Source organism: Exiguobacterium sp. s183 (assembly GCF_018617655.1).
Taxonomy (GTDB): Bacteria; Bacillota; Bacilli; order Exiguobacteriales; family Exiguobacteriaceae; genus Exiguobacterium; species Exiguobacterium aestuarii_A.
In genome coordinates, this window is the sequence record NZ_JACSKN010000001.1 from 21,770 (window position 1) to 39,937 (window position 18,168).

An 18,168-nucleotide genomic window follows, 5' to 3' on the forward strand; every position below is an offset into this window, starting at 1 on the left:
AGGGCATGAACCGATATACTAGATAGCGAAACGATTTTTAGTAAGGGATGCGATGCGAATGACATTACCGATGTATACGATCAAAAAAGTGTTGAATAATAGCGTTGTCATTTGTCAACATGATACGGATCCGGAAGTCATTCTACTCGGGAAGGGAATTGGCTTTGGCAAAAAACCAGGCGACCTCGTCGACCCGGCCAGCGTCCCGGAGAAAGTGTATCAACTGACAGATAAAGAAGAACAGTCGCAGTATCAAGAGCTCGTCAAACATGTCGATGAGGATTTTATTGCGTTCATGCAAGAAATCGTCGGCTTCATCGAGACGAGTACGGGTAAAAAAGTCGATGAGCACATTCATATCGGCTTGACCGACCATTTGTTCTTCACGATGAAACGAATCGAGCAAGGGATGGAAGTGACGAATCCGTTTTTACTTGAGACGGAATCCCTTTATCCAAACGAGTTTGCGCTCGCGGAACGAATCGTCGATATGTTCCATGAACGATTGAACGTACTTCTTCCAGATGCGGAGACTGGATTCATTGCCCTCCATATTCACTCAGCGACGACGTTCAAAAATGTCCTGGAAGTGAATCGTCATAACCAAATCATCGGCCAAATCGTCCAGACGATTGAGAGTCGTTTGAACGTAAAATTGGACCGAACTTCACTCGATTATAAGCGCTTACTTCGGCACTTAAGGTACGCCGTTGAGCGGGTTGCGACGGGTGAGATGGTCGAGGCACCACAAAAAATTGAAAAGGTGTTGCGCGACGAATATCCGCTATGCTATAGTACTGCTTGGGAGCTGATGGGCATCATGGAACGCGAGTTAAAGCGTCCCGTCCCACGAGGTGAAGCGACATATTTGACGATGCATCTCCAGCGCCTAACAAGTAGATAAATGATACCACGTGTCTTACGTGTTACTGATTCGATCAGGCATGAGTAAGGAGTGGAACGTTATGTGATTTCTCCATTGGGAGAGGTCTACGTTCTATCCTTATTCATGCCTTTTCTGTTTTTATAAACGTGATTTATGAAAACGTTTAGATACGTCGGTTGTCTGACATCTACGCCGCTATCATATTGTTTATACGTACTTAAAAAAAGGAGGAAATGTTGATGTTTAAGCAGATCTTTGGTGTTCTTCAAAAAGTCGGTAAAGCACTTATGCTTCCTGTTGCGATCTTGCCGGCAGCCGGTCTTCTTCTTGCATTCGGTAACGCAATGCAAAACCCACAACTTACATCACGCGCTGGTTGGTTAACAAACGAAGGCGTCGTGAAATTCGCTCAATTGATGGAGCAAGCGGGTGGAATCATCTTCTCGAACTTGGCGCTCTTGTTCGCAGTCGGTGTCGCCATCGGTTTAGCAGGTGACGGGGTTGCCGGACTTGCGGCAATCGTCGGATTCTTGATCATGAACAAAGTGATGGGTGTTTGGCTCGAACTCACACCTGAAGTGTTAGCACAAGGTGACCCAGCATACGCGAACGTACTCGGTATCCCAACACTCCAAACAGGGGTATTCGGAGGGATCATCATGGGTCTCATCGCCGCATGGGCCTATAACAAGTACTTCAATATTGAATTGCCACAGTTCCTTGGTTTCTTCGCTGGTAAACGTTTCGTTCCAATCGTAACAGCAGTAGCAGCAGTCGTTGCTGGTTTCGTAATGCTTCTCGTTTGGCCACCAGTACAGGGCGGTTTGAACACATTCTCTAACTTCATGTTGAATGAAAACCGCACTTTGGCAGCGTTCGTCTTCGGTTTGATCGAACGTTCATTGATTCCATTCGGTCTTCACCACATCTTCTACTCACCGTTCTGGTTTGAATTCGGTTCATACACAGATGCAGCGGGTAACGTCGTTCGTGGTGACCAAGCGATCTTCTTCGCACAAATTCGTGACGGTGCTGAATTGACAGCAGGTACGTTCATGACTGGTAAATTCCCGTTCATGATGTTCGGTCTTCCTGCAGCAGCACTCGCAATGTACCATGAAGCACGTCCTGAGCGTAAAGCGGTTGTCGGTGGTCTCTTGGCTTCTGCTGCCCTTACATCGTTCTTGACTGGTATCACAGAACCAATCGAGTTCTCATTCTTGTTCGTAGCACCACTTCTCTTCGCAGTACACGCAGTGTTCGCAGGTCTTTCGTTCATGACGATGCACCTCTTGAACGTTAAGATCGGGATGACGTTCTCAGGTGGTTTGATCGACTTCTTACTCTTCGGTGTTCTTCCAGGTCGTACGGCTTGGTGGCTCGTCATTCCAGTTGGTCTCGTGTTCGCGGTTGTTTACTATTTCGGATTCCGCTTCGTTATCCGTAAGTTCAACCTTAAAACACCAGGTCGTGAAGATGAGGTTGTTGAACAATCAACAGCTACTGGTTCGGAACTTGCACAAGATATCCTCGTTGGTCTTGGTGGCTCACAAAACATCAAGCACCTCGATGCATGTATCACACGTCTTCGTGTCGAAGTAAAAGATAAGAACCAAGTCAACAAAGATGAGTTGAAACGCCTTGGCGCTTCTGGTGTCCTTGAAGTTGGTAACAACATTCAAGCAATCTTCGGACCACGTTCGGATGCATTGAAATCAGAAATTCAAGCGGTTATCGCTTCAGGTAACGAAAAGAAAGCAAACTAATCATCATCTAGACCAATCCTTCGGGGTTGGTCTTTTTCTTTTATATGAAACGGTTTCATCCAAACGTTAGAGGGAAAAAGTAAGTATTCTGACAAAGGAGGGAACCATGATGTGGAAGAAAGTGTTTGGCGTTTTACAACGGGTCGGGAAAGCACTCATGCTTCCGGTTGCGATCTTACCGGCAGCCGGTCTTCTCTTGGCGTTTGGTACCGCATTCCAAAACCCGGACCTCGTTGAATTGCTCCCGTTTCTGGCAAATGACTCACTTGTCCTGATTTGGCAAGTCATGACAGATGCCGGGGACATCGTCTTCGCGAACTTAGGGTTACTGTTTGCCGTCGGGGTCGCAATCGGCCTGGCGAACGGGGATGGGGTTGCTGGTCTAGCAGCCATTGTTGGTTATTTGATCATGAACAAAGTTATTAGCACGTGGAACGGGATTACCGCGGAAATCGCTCAAGGCGACCCGCAGTATGCAACCGTTCTCGGTATCCCGACGCTCCAAATGGGGGTATTCGGGGGTATTATCGCAGGTCTTGTTGCAGCTTATGCGTACAACAAGTATTTCAACATCAAGTTGCCAGATTTCTTAGGATTCTTTGCAGGGAAGCGGTTCGTCCCGATTGCGACGGCCGCATTCAGTTTGATTATCGGGATTGCGCTCGCGTATATATGGCCACCGATCGGGAATGCGATCAATACGTTCTCAAGTACGGTCATCGAGGCAAACGTTGCCTTATCAGCATTCATCTTTGGATTGGTAGAACGTTCCTTGATTCCGTTCGGTCTTCACCATATTTGGTATTCTCCGTTCTGGTTCCAATTCGGGGAATATACGAACCAAGCCGGTGATCTCGTGCAAGGTGACCAACGGATCTTCTTCGCGCAACTACGTGACGGCGTCGAGTTCACAGCTGGTACGTACATGACCGGGAAATTCCCGTTCATGATGTTCGGGTTACCTGCTGCCTGTCTCGCCATGTTCCATACGGTTCCAAAAGAACGTCGGAAAGACGTCGAAGGTCTCTATTTCTCAGCTGCCCTCACGTCATTCTTGACAGGTATCACAGAACCAGTCGAGTTCTCATTCGTCTTCGTTGCACCACTTCTCTTTGGAATTCACGCTGTCTTTGCCGGTCTTTCCTTTATGACGATGCATCTACTGAACGTCAAGATTGGGATGACATTCTCTGGCGGTCTCATTGACTATCTTCTCTTCGGAGTCTTGCCGAACCGAACGGCCTGGTGGCTCGTCATTCCGGTCGGACTCGTCTTTGCGGTCATCTATTACTTCGGATTCCGTTTCGCCATCACAAAATTCGACCTGAAAATCCCTGGTCGTGACGTTCAGACCGGCGCGAAAGGGGACAAAGCCGGTATTGGGGACGACTTGCCGTATGAAGTGCTCGTTGGACTCGGTGGTCCTGAAAACATTAAACATTTGGATGCTTGTATCACTCGACTTCGTGTTACGGTCAATGACGTCAAACAAGTCGACAAAGACCTCCTGAAAACACTTGGTGCTGCCGGTGTCCTTGAAGTAGGGGATAACATTCAGGCCATCTTTGGACCGAAGTCGGATACGCTCAAATCACAAATCGCGACCATCATCGAAGGTGGCGAGTATAAACCGAAAGAAAAAGTTGAAAAAGCGGTGATTACACCGGAAGCTGCTGAACAAGCTGATCATCGCTTCCTCGCTCCGATGTCAGGTGTATTGTTGTCACTTGATGATGTACCAGATCAAGTCTTCTCTGGTCGGATGATGGGAGAAGGATTTGCGATTGAACCAAGCTCAGGTCAGGTCGTTTCGCCGGTGACGGGTCAAATCACGACATTCTTCCCAACGAAACATGCAATCGGCATCTTGGCTGACGATGGACGTGAACTACTGATTCATGTTGGTCTCGATACGGTCAATTTGAAAGGGGAAGGATTTACTGCGAAAGTAGAAGAAGGTGCTCGAGTCGAAGCGGGAGACGTACTTCTCGAAGTCGATCTCAATGCGATTCGAGATAAAGTACCTTCACTCATCACACCGATCATTTGGACGAACGGAGACGGAAAAGTCGTCGTCGTACCGTTCGGTGAGACGGTCGTCGCAGGGGAAGCGCTCGACTTTAGAGCTGATGACAGAGGTCCAGAGTAACCAAGTTTCACACGCCGCTCCAGTAATGGAGCGGCTCTTTTTGTATAGTTACTTCAATGTGCCTTATTCCGAAAAGTAGGAATCCCTTTTATAGTGAAGAAGAATTCTCACGAAAGAAGGGGTACAAATGAAACAATCTGTAGAGTTGAATCATGGTCAGAAAGCCATTCCTACCACCGGACTTGGCGTCTTCAAAGTAGAGGACGGGGATACGGTCATCGATGCTGTCGTGGAAGCGATTCGTCAAGGATACCGCCACATCGATACGGCAGCTGTTTATGAGAACGAGGAAGGTGTCGGAATCGGAATTCGAAAAGGAATGGAGATGGTGAATATTTCCCGGGATGATTTGTTCATCACCTCAAAACTTTGGAATGCCGATCAAGGGTATGAATCAGCCATCGCTGCGTATGAAGCTTCACTCGAACGCCTCGGCTTAGAACAATTGGATTTGTATTTGATTCATTGGCCGGTGGAAGACAAAATTGTTGACTCTTGGCGCGCCCTTGAACAATTATATCGCGAAGGACGTGTCGGAGCGGTCGGAGTGAGTAACTTCCAGATTCATCACCTTGAGACATTGGCTGCAAACAGTGAACTCGTTCCAGCCGTGAACCAAGTCGAGCGGCATCCGTTGCTTCGACAAACCGAATTAGTATCGTATATGACTGAGCACGGCATCGTACCGGTTGCTTGGGCACCGCTCATGCAAGGTGGATTGTTCGAAGAGCCGACGTTAGTTACAATCGCGAAAGAAGTGGAGCGTTCTGTCGCTCAAGTGATGTTGCGCTGGCATCTTCAGACAGGATGGGTCATTATTCCGAAATCGGTCAAAGCGCATCGAATCGAAGAAAACTTCAGCCTGCATGATTTTGAATTGAGCAAAGAACAAATGGAACGGATCGACGCACTCGACCAACATAAACGTGTCGGTCCAGACCCGGACGACTTCGATTTTTAAATAGTATGTAAAAAAAGTCCTTCTCTCGCTCGAGAGAAGGACTTTTGACGTTACTTTTTAATGTCAAATTTTTCGCTAAGGAAGTTCACGACTTCTTCAGCTGTGTCCATGTTGAGGACTTCGTTGACGATCGATTCTGTTTCTGTCTTCGTCAAGCGCTTCACGAGGCTACGTGCACGAAGGACGCTTGAAGCTGACATCGAGAATTCATCGAGTCCAAGACCGAGAAGGATTGGAATCGCAAGCTCTTCTCCAGCCATCTCTCCACACATACCGACCCATTTGCCAGCTTTGTGTGCTTCTGTGATGACGTTGTGGAGAAGGTTCAAGATGGCAGGGTTGAACGGTTGGTACAAGTAAGATACTTTTTCGTTCATGCGGTCAGCCGCCATCGTGTATTGAATCAAGTCGTTTGTACCGACTGAGAAGAAGTCGACTTCTTTTGCGAATTGTTTCGCCATGACAGCTGTAGATGGAATTTCAACCATCATCCCTGTTTCATATTGACCGACTTCGATTCCTTCTTCTTTCAACTTCGCTTCTTCTTCAAGGAGAAGGGCTTTCGCTGCGCGGAACTCCTCAAGTGTCGCAATCATTGGGAACATGATCGCGAGGTTACCGTGAGCTGACGCGCGGAGAAGGGCACGAAGTTGTGTGCGGAACAAATCTGTTTCCTCGAGGCAAAGGCGAATCGCACGATAGCCGAGGAACGGGTTCATTTCTTTCGGGAGGTCGAGGTAAGACAATTCTTTGTCGCCACCGATATCGAGTGTACGGATGACAACTTGCTTGCCTTCCATACCTTCAAGAACCGTTTTGTATGCTGTGTACTGCTCTTCTTCTGTCGGGAATGTTTCAGAGTCCATGTACAAGAACTCTGTACGATAAAGACCGATTGCATCTGAACCGTTTTTCAAGACGCCTTCTAAGTCGTTTGGCGTTCCGATGTTTGCTGCAAGCTTCACTTTATGACCGTCAGCAGTGACAGACTCTTCGTTGACGAGTTGCTTCAACTCTTCTTTGTAAGCTTCGAAATCAGCACGTTTGCCTTCGTACTCTTTGACGAGGTCTTCAGAAGGATTGACGAACACGTCACCTTCCGTACCATCGATGATGACGAGGTCACCGTTTTTGATTTCTTCAAGGGCCACTTTCGTACCAACGACCGCTGGAATTTCGAGTGAACGTGACATGATGGCAGAGTGAGACGTACGTCCACCGATGTTTGTTGCGAACCCTTTGACGTATTTACGGTTGAGTTGTGCCGTGTCTGAAGGCGTCAAGTCTTCAGCGATGATGATCACTTCTTCTGAGATCGATGCAGGTGTCACGAATGTCACCCCAAGAATGTGTGCCAAAACACGTTTTGTCACGTCACGAACGTCAGCTGCACGTTCGCGCATGTACTCGTTGTCCATCGATTCGAAAATCATGATCATCGTCTGTGCGACTTCGTCAAGTGCTTTCGCCGCGTTCATGTTTTCGCTTTCAATTTTATCGTTCACTTGCGAAACGATTTCTGGATCCTCAACGATTAAAAGGTGAGCTGAGAAAATCTCGGCTTTGTCTGGACCAAGTTCACGAAGCGTGTGCTCGCGGATTTCTTCAAGCTCCGTTTTAGATTGTGCGATTGCATCTTGGAAACGTGCCTTTTCTGCAGCGACATCTTCAATCTTGTGTGTTGGGATATCGAATGAAGGTGTCTCCATGACGAATGCTTTTGCAACTGCAATCCCTGCAGATGCACCAATACCTTTAATGTGTGACATAAGCGTAGTCCCTCTTTTCAAAGAAATAGTGTACTTTCCTGCCTCGTTACTTCATACCCGAAAAGAAAAAAGAATTAACGAGAACGAAGAAAGTTAAAGTAGCAACGGTCTACGACTAGGGGAAGCCTCGACCAGTCAAATTGGCCTCACTTCACGATGAAGAGAAGCCCGATTGCGTACTTTCTTATCCTATCATAAAATAAAACAACGTCACAACGAGGAGATAGCCCACGAATTCGAAGATTTCTTGACTCTTACGCATACTATTTCATTATTTTGGAGAAGTTCGCTATGCTTACCATATATAAAGAAGGGAAGTGGCAAGATGTATCAAATTGCTCAATTAAATTGGACAGATTCATATGACACGATGATCGTTGGAATCGGTGCGGCCGATTCGATCGACGAAGGGCTCGACGCATTGTTCGGTGGACGAGTGAAAGCACTCATTCAATCAGGAGACCTTTCGACGAAAACAGGAGAAGTGACGTTATTGCCGACGTTCGCCGGGGAAACGGCACGCGTCTTGTTTGTCGGACTTGGACAACGAAACGACATCACGACAGAGAATGTACGGAACTGGTTCGGGAAAGTGGCGAAGCTCGTCCACGCGCGTGGATTAAAGGACGTTGCAGTCGCAATCGACACGTTCACAAACGACGCGGCTCGCATTTTCGCAGAAGCATTTGAAATGGCGACGTATGCTCATCCTACATACAAGTCAGAGCCGAAACAAACGGTCGAAGAGCCAAACATCACACTTCTTGGGGATGTGTCACAAGAAGACATCGATGCAGGTGTCGCTTATGGAAAAGGGGTCAATGTCGCCCGAACGTTGACGATGATGCCGGCTAATATTTTGACAGCAGAGACGTTGGCGGATTATGCGGTAGAATTAGCGAAACGCCATGATTTCAAATACCGAGTGTTAGAAAAGGAAGAAATGGAAGGGCTCGGAATGGGTGCACTCCTCGCCGTAAACCAAGGCTCGACAATCCCGCCGAAATTGATTGTGTTGGAATATCGTGGTGCAGAGGAAGAAGCTCCGATTGCGGTTGTCGGAAAAGGCGTCACGTTCGATACAGGTGGCTATTCAATCAAGCCGAAAGATGGCATCGTCGGAATGAAAGGTGATATGGGTGGTGCGGCTACTGTCCTTGGACTATTCGAGACACTCGGACGCACACGTCCGAATAAAAACGTCATCGGAATCATCGGTGCGACAGACAACATGATTTCAGGCGATGCCTTCAAGCCGGATGATGTCATCACGGCGATGAACGGTAAGACGATCGAAGTACTCAACACAGATGCGGAAGGGCGCCTCGTTCTAGCGGATGCTGTCACGTTCGCGAAAACGTATGAGCCAAAAGCAATCATCGACGTAGCTACGCTAACAGGCGGTGTACTCGTCGCACTCGGTACAGACGTGACGGGCTGTCTGACGAACGATGATACCCTCTATCGCTCACTCGAAGAAGCGAGTCGCGAGACGAATGAGCTCGTTTGGCAAATGCCATACTTTGATGTGTTCATCGACAAAGTGAGAAAATCAGAAGTAGCCGACTTGAACAACTCACCTGGTCGCTTCGGTCACATGATTTTCGGTGGAGCGTTTGTCGGCGAGTTTGTCGGCGATACACCGTGGCTTCACCTCGATATCGCAGGAACGAGCGAACGTGCTGCAGCGAACGACCTTGGCCCGAAAGGCCCGACTGGTGTCATGGTCCGAACGCTTGCACGGATGATTGAAACGTGGGAGCGCTAAGAGCGCTCCTCTTGATCGGTTTGGCGATTCTGTGTGGCTTTGCGTACACGGTTTGGCCGAACCGGATCTGGTTAGGATGTACAGTATTTTTCGCCGTGTTCGGCGTGTTGATGATGTTACAGGAGGTACGACATGGTAGGAGTAGGAATTGACGGCGCACGCGGAGGCTGGGTGCGCATCACATACGATAGCATTTCCTTATGTTTGACGATTTCAGAAACGCTAGAGGAGTTGCTCATTGACGGTGCGATGCATTTCGTGGATATGCCGAAAGATTTAGGGACGGTCGACCATTCGAGTCGAGCATGTGACGCGTGGATGCGGAGCCAACTCGTCGAGCGGAAATCGTCCGTCTTCACCCCGCCGATTCAAGAAGTGCTTCATGAAGAGACATACGAGGAAGCGAACAAACGAAGTCGATTGTTGATCGATAAAGGGATTAGCAAACAGGCTTGGCATTTGGTTCCGCGTATCCGTGAGTTCCAGCAGGTGTTAGCGGAAGACGTTTATGAATCTCACCCAGAAGTATGCTTCTCGGTCATGATGGGGCATGAGGCAAGTCATTCGAAAAAGACAGTCGAAGGGCAGGATGAGCGAATCGAGTTACTTCGAAAATACTCGAAAAGCACTCCGTGGAAATGGAAAATGTCAAACGTCCAAATCGATGACATTATCGATGCTTGCATCTTGGCAGTAGCCGCCTATGAAGCGGGGACGAGTGGTCTTTCGTTACACCCGGCTGAAGCAAATGAGCCGAAAGTAGCTGTACCTCAAATGAAAGAAGAGCGATGAAATGTTGATTTCATCGCTCTTTTGCTGTCGTGGCGGTCGGACCGACGACGAACCGCCACATATAATGAAAGACTTTGGCGTTGTATAAAGCCTTCAATAGAACGGCGAGTACGGGACCTAAGATGAAGCCGAATACACCGAATAGTTTTAGACCGACGAAAATCGAGATGAGTGCGGCAAGCGGATTCAACCCAATGTGGGAACCGACAATCTTCGGTTCGGCCAGGTTTCGTTGAACGATGACGATGATATATAGCACAATCAATCCGATGGCGACGAACCAATCGCCCGATACTGCGGCATAGGCAGCCCACGGAATGAGTAGTGTACCGACACCTAAATAAGGTAAAAGGTCGAAGAACCCTGCGAGTAAAGCGAATGAGAGCGGATTGTCGACTCGAAGAATGAACATACCGACCAGTACGATTCCGAATGTGATGGAAATGAGCGTAAGTTGTGCCCGAACGTAACCGAATAGTGCGGACTTCAGGTTGATCATCACTTCCTCGAATTCTTTAAATCCTTTACGTTTATTCAGGCGATTTAGAGAGGTCACGTAAGACGGCCAGTCTTTTGTGATAAAGAACCAGGCGAGCACAATGACGACGACGAGTAACAGGACGAGTGGGAGTGCGGCCAACATGCCTTGTAGGACACTTGCCACACCACGGGATAAGACACCGATTGCGGCCGCGAGTTGGACACCGAGCTCTGTAATGCCACCTTCTAATGAAGTCGTCTGTCCAGGATTCAATTGTTGATAGCTCTCGTACGCATCGTTGACGAGTGGTGCAATCTTTTCGTTGAACAAGCGCTGGACATATTCAGTGAACGTTTGGATTTGTTCAGGAAGTCGCTCCGCTGCGATTGTCGCATAATGAATCAATTGGATGATGACGATGGTGATGATGCCGACGACGATGCTGAGGACGATCAACAACGAGATCAGTGTCCCGAGTGCACGCGGCATGTTGGTTTTTCGTTCGAAAAAATTGACGAGTGGAACGGTCAAGAGAGATAAGAGTAGGGCAAACACGAAAGGATACGTATATTCGAAGAGGATGTTCAGTACCCATGTAATCAAAAATAAGCCGATTACGACAAGTACGAACCGAAGCAGTTGCCAAAGTCTTACCGAAGACATGAAAAACCCACCCTTTCCAGACAGTTAGATTGAGCATAGTATATCATGTAGACGGTAAATAAAGCAGAAAGATAGGTGAATGAACATGAGAGAGATTCAACAAAAAATTGATACGATGATTCTTCATTTGGGAGGCTATTGGAGACCGTTATCAGGGCTGGCGCGATTATTAGAAGAAGTGGGAGAAGTGGGGGGAGCGATGCGCAAAGGATCAGCGGAGGAGCTAAAAGAAGAACTGCTCGATGTGCTCGTCATTTCTACGTGTCTCGCGAACCAGTATGCGATCTCACTTCAACAACAAGAAGCAGATGTAAGAGAAGTGACGAAAGAACAGTTATATTTTCAAATTGTAGAAGAGGCCGGCGAAGTGGCGAGGATATTGAATGCTTACGAGGGAGATAAAAAGCTGAAGCCGAATCGCCAAGGAGAGTCGTTACAGCTGCATATCGAGCAACTGCAACGTGCCGTGATTTCTTTAGGAGAACAGTGCAACTACGAATTGTTTGACTCATTGTATGCATTGATTGATGAAAAATCGACACGTGACTTCGGGCGTTTCGATCATACACCGGATCCGATTACGGAAACTTCCGTCAGAACCTATGTCACGTATCAGTCTGGACGCTATTGGGGTGGGATTGACCCTAAACCTTTTGAGCGGTTTGACCGATATATGGAGAGAGAGAAACATATAGAACGCTTTCTGAAAATTGCTCATATTGAGGGGCTTGATGGATTCGTGATTCAACAATCAAAAGATGGTCTTTTATATGAAGATGGTTATGGATATCGGATTCCTGAAACCTTTCATATTGTAGAAGAAACTTACGAAAATCATCAATTCTTAGTCATCAAACCCCAACAATAAAAACATTTACCTTTTTATCAAAAACATTCATCTTTTTTTCAAATATTTACTTTTTTTAAAAAAGCATTATGCTAATATGAAGTTGTTGTTAGTAGGAAATGCCGCTAGAAGAAAGGAATATTTTGGATGAAAATGAAGCTTGTAAAAATCGCACTCATCTTAACGGTTCTCTTATTTGGAATGCAACTTCCTTCAGTTGAAGCCGCAACGTACGATGGGGAGACGACTGTGAATTTAAATATTCGTTCAACACCAAGTTTGAGCGGGACAGTCGTCAAGACATTGCCAAAAGGCACGAAAGTGAAATACGGGACGTATAATCAGTCCTGGCATAAAGTGTATGTCAATAGTCGTACATATTATGCATCGGCTCAATACATCCGCAAACTTTCTTCTCCTTCGAGTTCGTTGACGACTCAGTCAGCAACTTCAACCGGTGTGACGACCGAAAACCTAAACATCCGTGTCACATCACATCGTGCAGCCAGCATTGTCACGACGTTGAAAAAAGGGACAGAAGTAAAGTATGCCGTTCATAACTCTTCATGGGCGAAAGTCTATTTGAACGGAAAGACATACTATGCTGCGAAGATGTACATTGCACCAAAACTGACAGATGCAACAGTGAGCCGAACGGAAGGTTACGCAAACCGTGAAATGAAACTGTTTGCGATGCGGAGTCAAAGTTCGGCTGTGCAGAAGGTGTTACCGAAACATACAGTCGTCACTTCGAGCAAGTACAACTCGAGCTGGTCAACCGTGTATATCGGAAGCGCGACATACTATACGCCGACAGCGTGGATTACGCCTGGATCGCTCAAACCACAGATTGTCAAAGAGAATGGATACGCAAACCGAGAGTTAAAACTTTTCGTGATGAGAAGCCAAAGTTCTAGCGTAGCGAAAGTATTGCCAATCAATACTGCAGTCGTTTCAAGTAAGTACAATTCAAGTTGGTCGACCGTATATATCGGGAATGCGACATACTATACACCGACAGCTTGGATCTCAACTTCTAAAACGGAAATACAACCACCTACAACAACGGAACCAAACGACGGATTGACTCAGGGGTATGCTAACCGAAACGTCAACTTGTTCGGAAGAACGCATCAAAGTTCGCCAGTTCAACTTGTGCTTCCGAAATACACGGCTGTATCATACAAATCGTATAATGCAAGCTGGTCGACGGTTCACATCGGGTCGAAAGTCTACTACACGGCAAGTTCATGGTTGACGGCTGGAAAAGCTCCGGCTGCGCCTGAAGCGGCACCAAAAGGAACGGTATATATTAACACGCCAGGTGATGTGTTGAATGTTCGTTCTCAAGCGAGCCTTAACTCAAGCGTAGTAGGGAAACTCGATCACGGCACGGCTGTTGCCTACTATGCAACGGTAAATGGTTTCCACAAGATTAAGTACAACGGAAAAGATGCTTACGTTTCTTCAGGATTCGTCTCGTCGTCGAAACCGAGTGAATCTTCTGGAGCTGTCATCGTTCTTGATCCTGGACATGGTGGGAAAGACCCAGGGGCATTGAACGGTTCCCTTTATGAAAAGACGATTGTATTAGATGTATCACAACGTGTGGAAGCCTATCTTCGTTCGAAATACGGCTATACAGTTCGTCTGACACGTTCGACAGACGTTTACTTGACACTTGATCAACGTGTCGCTGCAGCGAAGTCGTTGCGTGGTGACTTATTCGTGAGTATGCACGTCAACGCAGCAGGTTCGTCAGCGGCAAAAGGATTGGAAACATTCTATTCGACACGTTCGGCCCACAGTGCACGTAGTAGCGTATTGGCCTCGAACATTCAAAGCAACCTAGTCGGAAAGATGAGTGGGATGTCAAACCGAGGCGTTAAGACGGCAAACTATTACGTCATTACGTATAATACGATGCCATCAGCTCTCGTAGAGCTCGGATTCATCTCTTCTCCAACGGATTTGACGTATCTTCGCAGTGACGCATCCCGCCAACGTATGGCAGAGGGTGTTGCGGAAGGAATCGCTAAATACGTACAAACTTATCATTAATTCGAAAAACCTTAGACGAACGTGTCTAAGGTTTTTTTGATGCAACAAAAAAACCGAACCATGTAAAGGTTCGGTTGATCGCGTATCTTACAAATCGTCGAAACCGTTGGCGTCTGTCACTTTCGCATACGAACGCGATTTTTGTTCGAAGAAATCAGATTTTGTTGCGTTGAGCGAGTCGTCTGAGTATGCACGGATCCAAGGCATGACATCTTCGTCATATCCTTCGTACAAATCGTTCAGACCGATTACACGTAAGCGTTTGTTTGCCAAGTATTTGACGTAGTCACGCATCTCACTGACGTCGAGTCCATCGAGGTCGCGAAGGACGTATTCACACCACTCAATCTCAAGGTCGACGGCCTCTGCCATCGTATCGTATACGAATTGGCTGAACTGTCCATCCGCATCAATCTTTGGATTTTCAGTCAAAACGGCACGGAGCAACTGGCTGATGAAGTAAGAATGTTGCATCTCGTCGCGCTGGATATAACTGATCATCGTTGACGTCCCGACCATCTTTTGGTGACGGGCAAGGTTATAGAAGTAGGCAAATCCAGAATAGAAGTTGATGCCTTCCAAAATGACCGAGGCCACAAGTGATTTTGCGAAATTCTCTGCGTTTGGCGTGTCGCGGAACTCTTCATATAAGTCCAGGATGAATTGGTTACGTTTCATGACCATCTCGTCATCTTTCGCAATATCAAAAATACGATTTTGTTCAGCGAGTGGGACAAGGCTTGACAAAACGTAACTATACGATTGATTGTGTACGACTTCCTGTTGCGCGATGACGGCAAGTACGGCGTGTACGGATGAATCTGATGAGAACATCGACGACTCGAGGATATATCGTGTCTGGACAGAGTCGAGAATCGATAACAGCCCGATGATCCGTTTGAACGCATCTTGTTCACGTTCCGTTAACTGCGGCCATTGTTGCATGTCTTTCGACATCGAAATCTCATCTGGGATCCAAAAGTTTGAAAGCAATTGCTTATAAATCGTATAAAACTGAGGATATGCGATATCGTTCCAGTTCACGATTGAGCTTGTTTCGCCACCGATGATGGCGGTTGCCCGGTTAGGATGTTTGGGCGACAATAATTTGATTTTCTGAATCGACATGGTGCATGACTCCTTCTTCTACATTCTGAGCCATCCGTTCAGCCCAGTGCTGGACGTTGAACGGTTGGTTACGAGGCGACTGCTCAATTTTAAGCAGTTCACCGGCGAGTGGGATTCCGTATTTTGAAAGGTGGTACGCCATCTCATCGACCGCTCGACAGAAGTGAACAAACATTTTATCACCTGTTCCGAATACGGCTGCCTGACGAATCGGTACATTCAATTCTTTCAGCACGAGACGGAACGTGTCCTTCATTTCATCCGGCAAGATGCCGTCTGCCCATGTGTAAGACCCGAAATAGACGAGGTCACATGACGCGAGAGACTGGGCTTCCCGATATCCGACCCGATCCGCGTCGTAGCGGACAACGTGGTCACCACGATGATGGTGGGTCGACTCGATGAGCGTCGCCACTTCTTCCGTGTTTCCGCTCATCGAATGACAAATGATTGCAATGTTCATGTCGTTAACCACCTTTCATAAAAACGGACTAATGATGAATCGAACAAGTTATGAGGCACAAGACTCGCATTCATCCACTTCAACGGTCGTTGAACGTGTGTAATAAATCGATTTCATACCGAGAGACCAAGCTTCTAAGTGCATTGCGAGAAGCTCTGTCGCTTTCACATCGTTCTTCACGTACAAGTTGAAGCTGATTGCTTGGTCGATGTGGCGTTGACGCGATGCGTTCTGACGGATGCTCCATAGTTGATCGACTTCGAAAGCTGATTTATAGAACCAGTTCGTCTCAGGTGTCAAATCAGGCACCGTGACCGGAATCTTATAGTTCTTCTTCTCTTCTGAGTAAACCTTCTTATAGACCGGGTCAATCGAAGCGGTACTACCCGCGATGATGGCAGTCGACGAGTTCGGTGCAACAGCCATCATATAGGCATTTCGGACACCGTTTTGATGGACGGCTTCTGCAAGACCATCCCAATCCAAATCGTCGTGCGAGCGATAGTTCCGGCGCTTGAAGTATTCACCTGTATGCCATTCCGATCCTTCGAAGACACCGAACGCGCCTTTCTCTTTCGCGAGTTCCATCGAAGCTTGAATCGTGAGGTAAGCAATTTTCTCATAAAGTTTCTCTGCGTACTGAACGGCGTCGACCGATTCCCAGCGGATTCCTTCGAGGGCGAGCAAATGATGCCATCCGAATGTGCCGAGACCGACCGCACGATACTTCTGGTTCGTGATCATCGCTTGTGGCACTTCAATGGTGTTCAAGTCGATGACGTTGTCGAGCATGCGCATTTGAACCGGGATGAGGCGTTCGAGCACGTCTGCTTTGACTGCGCGGGCGAGTGCGATTGAGCTTAAGTTACAGACGACGAAATCACCTGGTGTTTTCGTGATGACGATTTTTCCGTCTTGTGTGTACTCTTCTTCAATCGTCGTTGCCGACATGTTTTGTGCGATCTCTGAACAAAGGTTCGAGCTATAGATCATACCGGCGTGTTTGTTCGGGTTTGCCCGGTTCACGGCGTCACGGAAGAACATGTACGGCGTACCGGTCTCAAGCTGTGAGCGCATGTAACGCTTCACGAGGTCGATAGCAGGTACAGTCACGCGTGATAGCTCAGGTGTATTGACGCACTCCATGTATTTCTCAGTGAAGCTACCACCGTTCTCTGTCTCGTCAAAGTAGTCTTCGAGGCTGTAGCCCATCACCGTGCGAATCTCATGCGGGTCGAATAAGTGCCATTCACCGCGCGCCTCGACCGTACGCATGAAGAGGTCCGGTAAACAGACTCCCGTGAACAAGTCGTGCGTCCGTAGACGCTCATCCCCGTTGTTCAACTTCGCATCTAAGAATTCGAAGATATCTTTATGCCAGATGTCTAGATATACGGCGATTGAACCTTGGCGCATGCCGAGTTGGTCGACAGAGACGGCCGTATTGTTCAATTGTTTCATCCAAGGAAGGGCACCGCTCGAGACGCCTTTGAATCCTTTGATGTCACTTCCGCGTGAGCGGATTTTACCGAGATAGACACCGATTCCGCCACCGCCTTTTGAAAGGGTCGCCACGTCGGTGTTAGAGTCGTAAATGCCGCGAAGTGAGTCGTCGACTGTATCGATGAAGCAAGAGCTAAGCTGACCGTATGACTTACCAGCGTTCGATAACGTCGGTGTCGCGACGGTCATATAAAGGTTTGAAAGTGCCCAGTACGCCTCTTCGACGAGTTTGAGGCGTGTTTTTTCATCCTCTTTTTGCATGAGGGTCATCGCGATGACCATGAAGCGCTCTTGTGGAAGCTCGTATAAGTTCTTCACATGGTCGCGGCCGAGGTAACGGTCCGATAACGTGCGAAGTCCGATGTAAGTGAAGAGACGGTCGCGAGACGGGTCAATCAAGGTCTCGAGGTGGTCCATATCTTCTTTTGAATACGTATCAATTAGTGCTGAAGTGAAGATGCGTTTTGACGTCAACGTTTCGATCAAGTGATAGAAGTTGCCGTAGCGCATCGACGCATCATAGCCGCGATTGCGTGCCGCCTCGAGATAGAGACGGTTCAAATACATTTCAGTCGCCACGAACGTCCAGTCCGGTTCTTCGGCTTTCAACATATCGAGCGCATGCATCGTCAATAAGTCATATACTACATCTTGTGTCAGCGTCTTCGTATCGAGCGCCCGAATCGCGCGTTCCTCGTAACGCTGTACACTTAAATGAGGATAACGTGTTTGGATAGATTGAATAAGAGAAGAAACATCAGCAAGCGTCGGTGCCGCTGGTAGCATCGTCTCGTGGTGGATAGGGGATGTCAAAATCGATCACTCCTTTAATAGATGTAGACGTTATGAAAGTATAATAAGAACTTCCTAACCTGTCACAATAATATGCCAACGTCCAAAATAGCTGTTAACTATATATTGACACATTTTT

12 protein-coding genes and 1 pseudogene are annotated in these 18,168 nt (G+C 47.5%); 8 read left to right on the plus strand and 5 right to left on the minus strand.

Features of this window, described 5'->3' with window-relative positions:
- Positions 1-58: 58 nt before the first annotated feature.
- The 4 genes and pseudogenes from glcT (at position 59) to KNP62_RS00145 (ending at position 5,762) form a co-directional block, all read left to right on the plus strand.
- Positions 59-904 carry a glucose PTS transporter transcription antiterminator GlcT gene (glcT, locus tag KNP62_RS00130; RefSeq protein WP_214746281.1) on the plus strand — a complete coding sequence of 282 codons (846 nt, stop codon included), beginning with the start codon at positions 59-61 and terminating at the stop codon, positions 902-904.
- A gap of 221 nt (positions 905-1,125) precedes the next feature.
- Positions 1,126-2,625: pseudogene (ptsG, locus tag KNP62_RS00135) on the plus strand (glucose-specific PTS transporter subunit IIBC); the annotation flags it as partial.
- Between the two features lie 136 nt (positions 2,626-2,761).
- Entirely contained in the window at positions 2,762-4,801 is a 2,040-nt protein-coding gene (gene ptsG / locus KNP62_RS00140) for a glucose-specific PTS transporter subunit IIBC (protein WP_214782053.1), read from the plus strand.
- Positions 4,802-4,928: 127 nt separating this feature from the next.
- Entirely contained in the window at positions 4,929-5,762 is an 834-nt protein-coding gene (locus KNP62_RS00145) for an aldo/keto reductase (RefSeq protein WP_214782056.1), read from the plus strand.
- Between the two features lie 50 nt (positions 5,763-5,812).
- On the opposite strand, the gene ptsP is transcribed toward KNP62_RS00145, so the two are convergent.
- Entirely contained in the window at positions 5,813-7,531 is a 1,719-nt protein-coding gene (ptsP, locus tag KNP62_RS00150; RefSeq protein WP_214746293.1) for a phosphoenolpyruvate--protein phosphotransferase, read from the minus strand.
- A 325-nt stretch (positions 7,532-7,856) separates the two neighbouring features.
- Between ptsP and KNP62_RS00155 the strand changes: the two genes are divergently transcribed.
- Both KNP62_RS00155 and KNP62_RS00160 read left to right on the plus strand, forming a co-directional pair.
- Entirely contained in the window at positions 7,857-9,299 is a 1,443-nt protein-coding gene (locus KNP62_RS00155) for a leucyl aminopeptidase (protein WP_214782059.1), read from the plus strand.
- 132 nt (positions 9,300-9,431) lie between these two features.
- The gene (locus KNP62_RS00160; protein WP_214782062.1) at positions 9,432-10,091 is read left to right on the plus strand and encodes a DUF429 domain-containing protein; all 660 of its coding nucleotides are present in this window, start codon (positions 9,432-9,434) and stop codon (positions 10,089-10,091) included.
- A gap of 10 nt (positions 10,092-10,101) precedes the next feature.
- On the opposite strand, the gene ytvI is transcribed toward KNP62_RS00160, so the two are convergent.
- A complete protein-coding gene (gene ytvI, locus KNP62_RS00165; protein ID WP_214693404.1) occupies positions 10,102-11,235 on the minus strand; it encodes a sporulation integral membrane protein YtvI in 1,134 nt (377 codons plus the stop codon).
- An 85-nt stretch (positions 11,236-11,320) separates the two neighbouring features.
- Here ytvI and KNP62_RS00170 point away from each other — a divergent pair, with 85 nt between their 5' ends.
- Both KNP62_RS00170 and KNP62_RS00175 read left to right on the plus strand, forming a co-directional pair.
- Entirely contained in the window at positions 11,321-12,103 is a 783-nt protein-coding gene (locus KNP62_RS00170) for a MazG nucleotide pyrophosphohydrolase domain-containing protein (protein WP_251125538.1), read from the plus strand.
- A 126-nt stretch (positions 12,104-12,229) separates the two neighbouring features.
- Entirely contained in the window at positions 12,230-14,143 is a 1,914-nt protein-coding gene (locus tag KNP62_RS00175; RefSeq protein ID WP_214782068.1) for an N-acetylmuramoyl-L-alanine amidase family protein, read from the plus strand.
- 87 nt (positions 14,144-14,230) lie between these two features.
- Here the strand turns inward: KNP62_RS00175 and KNP62_RS00180 are convergent, their stop codons facing one another.
- From KNP62_RS00180 to KNP62_RS00190, 3 genes are read right to left on the minus strand one after another with little or no spacing between them, the layout of a single operon-like run.
- Positions 14,231-15,271: a ribonucleotide-diphosphate reductase subunit beta gene (locus KNP62_RS00180; RefSeq protein ID WP_074033504.1), complete on the minus strand. Its 1,041-nt coding sequence runs from the start codon at positions 15,269-15,271 to the stop codon at positions 14,231-14,233.
- Positions 15,228-15,734, minus strand: a complete 507-nt coding sequence (locus KNP62_RS00185; RefSeq protein ID WP_214693399.1) for a flavodoxin domain-containing protein — start codon at positions 15,732-15,734, stop codon at positions 15,228-15,230. The genes KNP62_RS00180 and KNP62_RS00185 overlap by 44 nt, the downstream gene beginning before the upstream one ends.
- 48 nt (positions 15,735-15,782) lie before the next feature.
- Positions 15,783-18,023 (minus strand): ribonucleoside-diphosphate reductase subunit alpha, encoded by a 2,241-nt coding sequence (locus KNP62_RS00190; protein WP_214783991.1) that lies wholly within the window; start codon positions 18,021-18,023, stop codon positions 15,783-15,785.
- Positions 18,024-18,168: the final 145 nt, after the last annotated feature.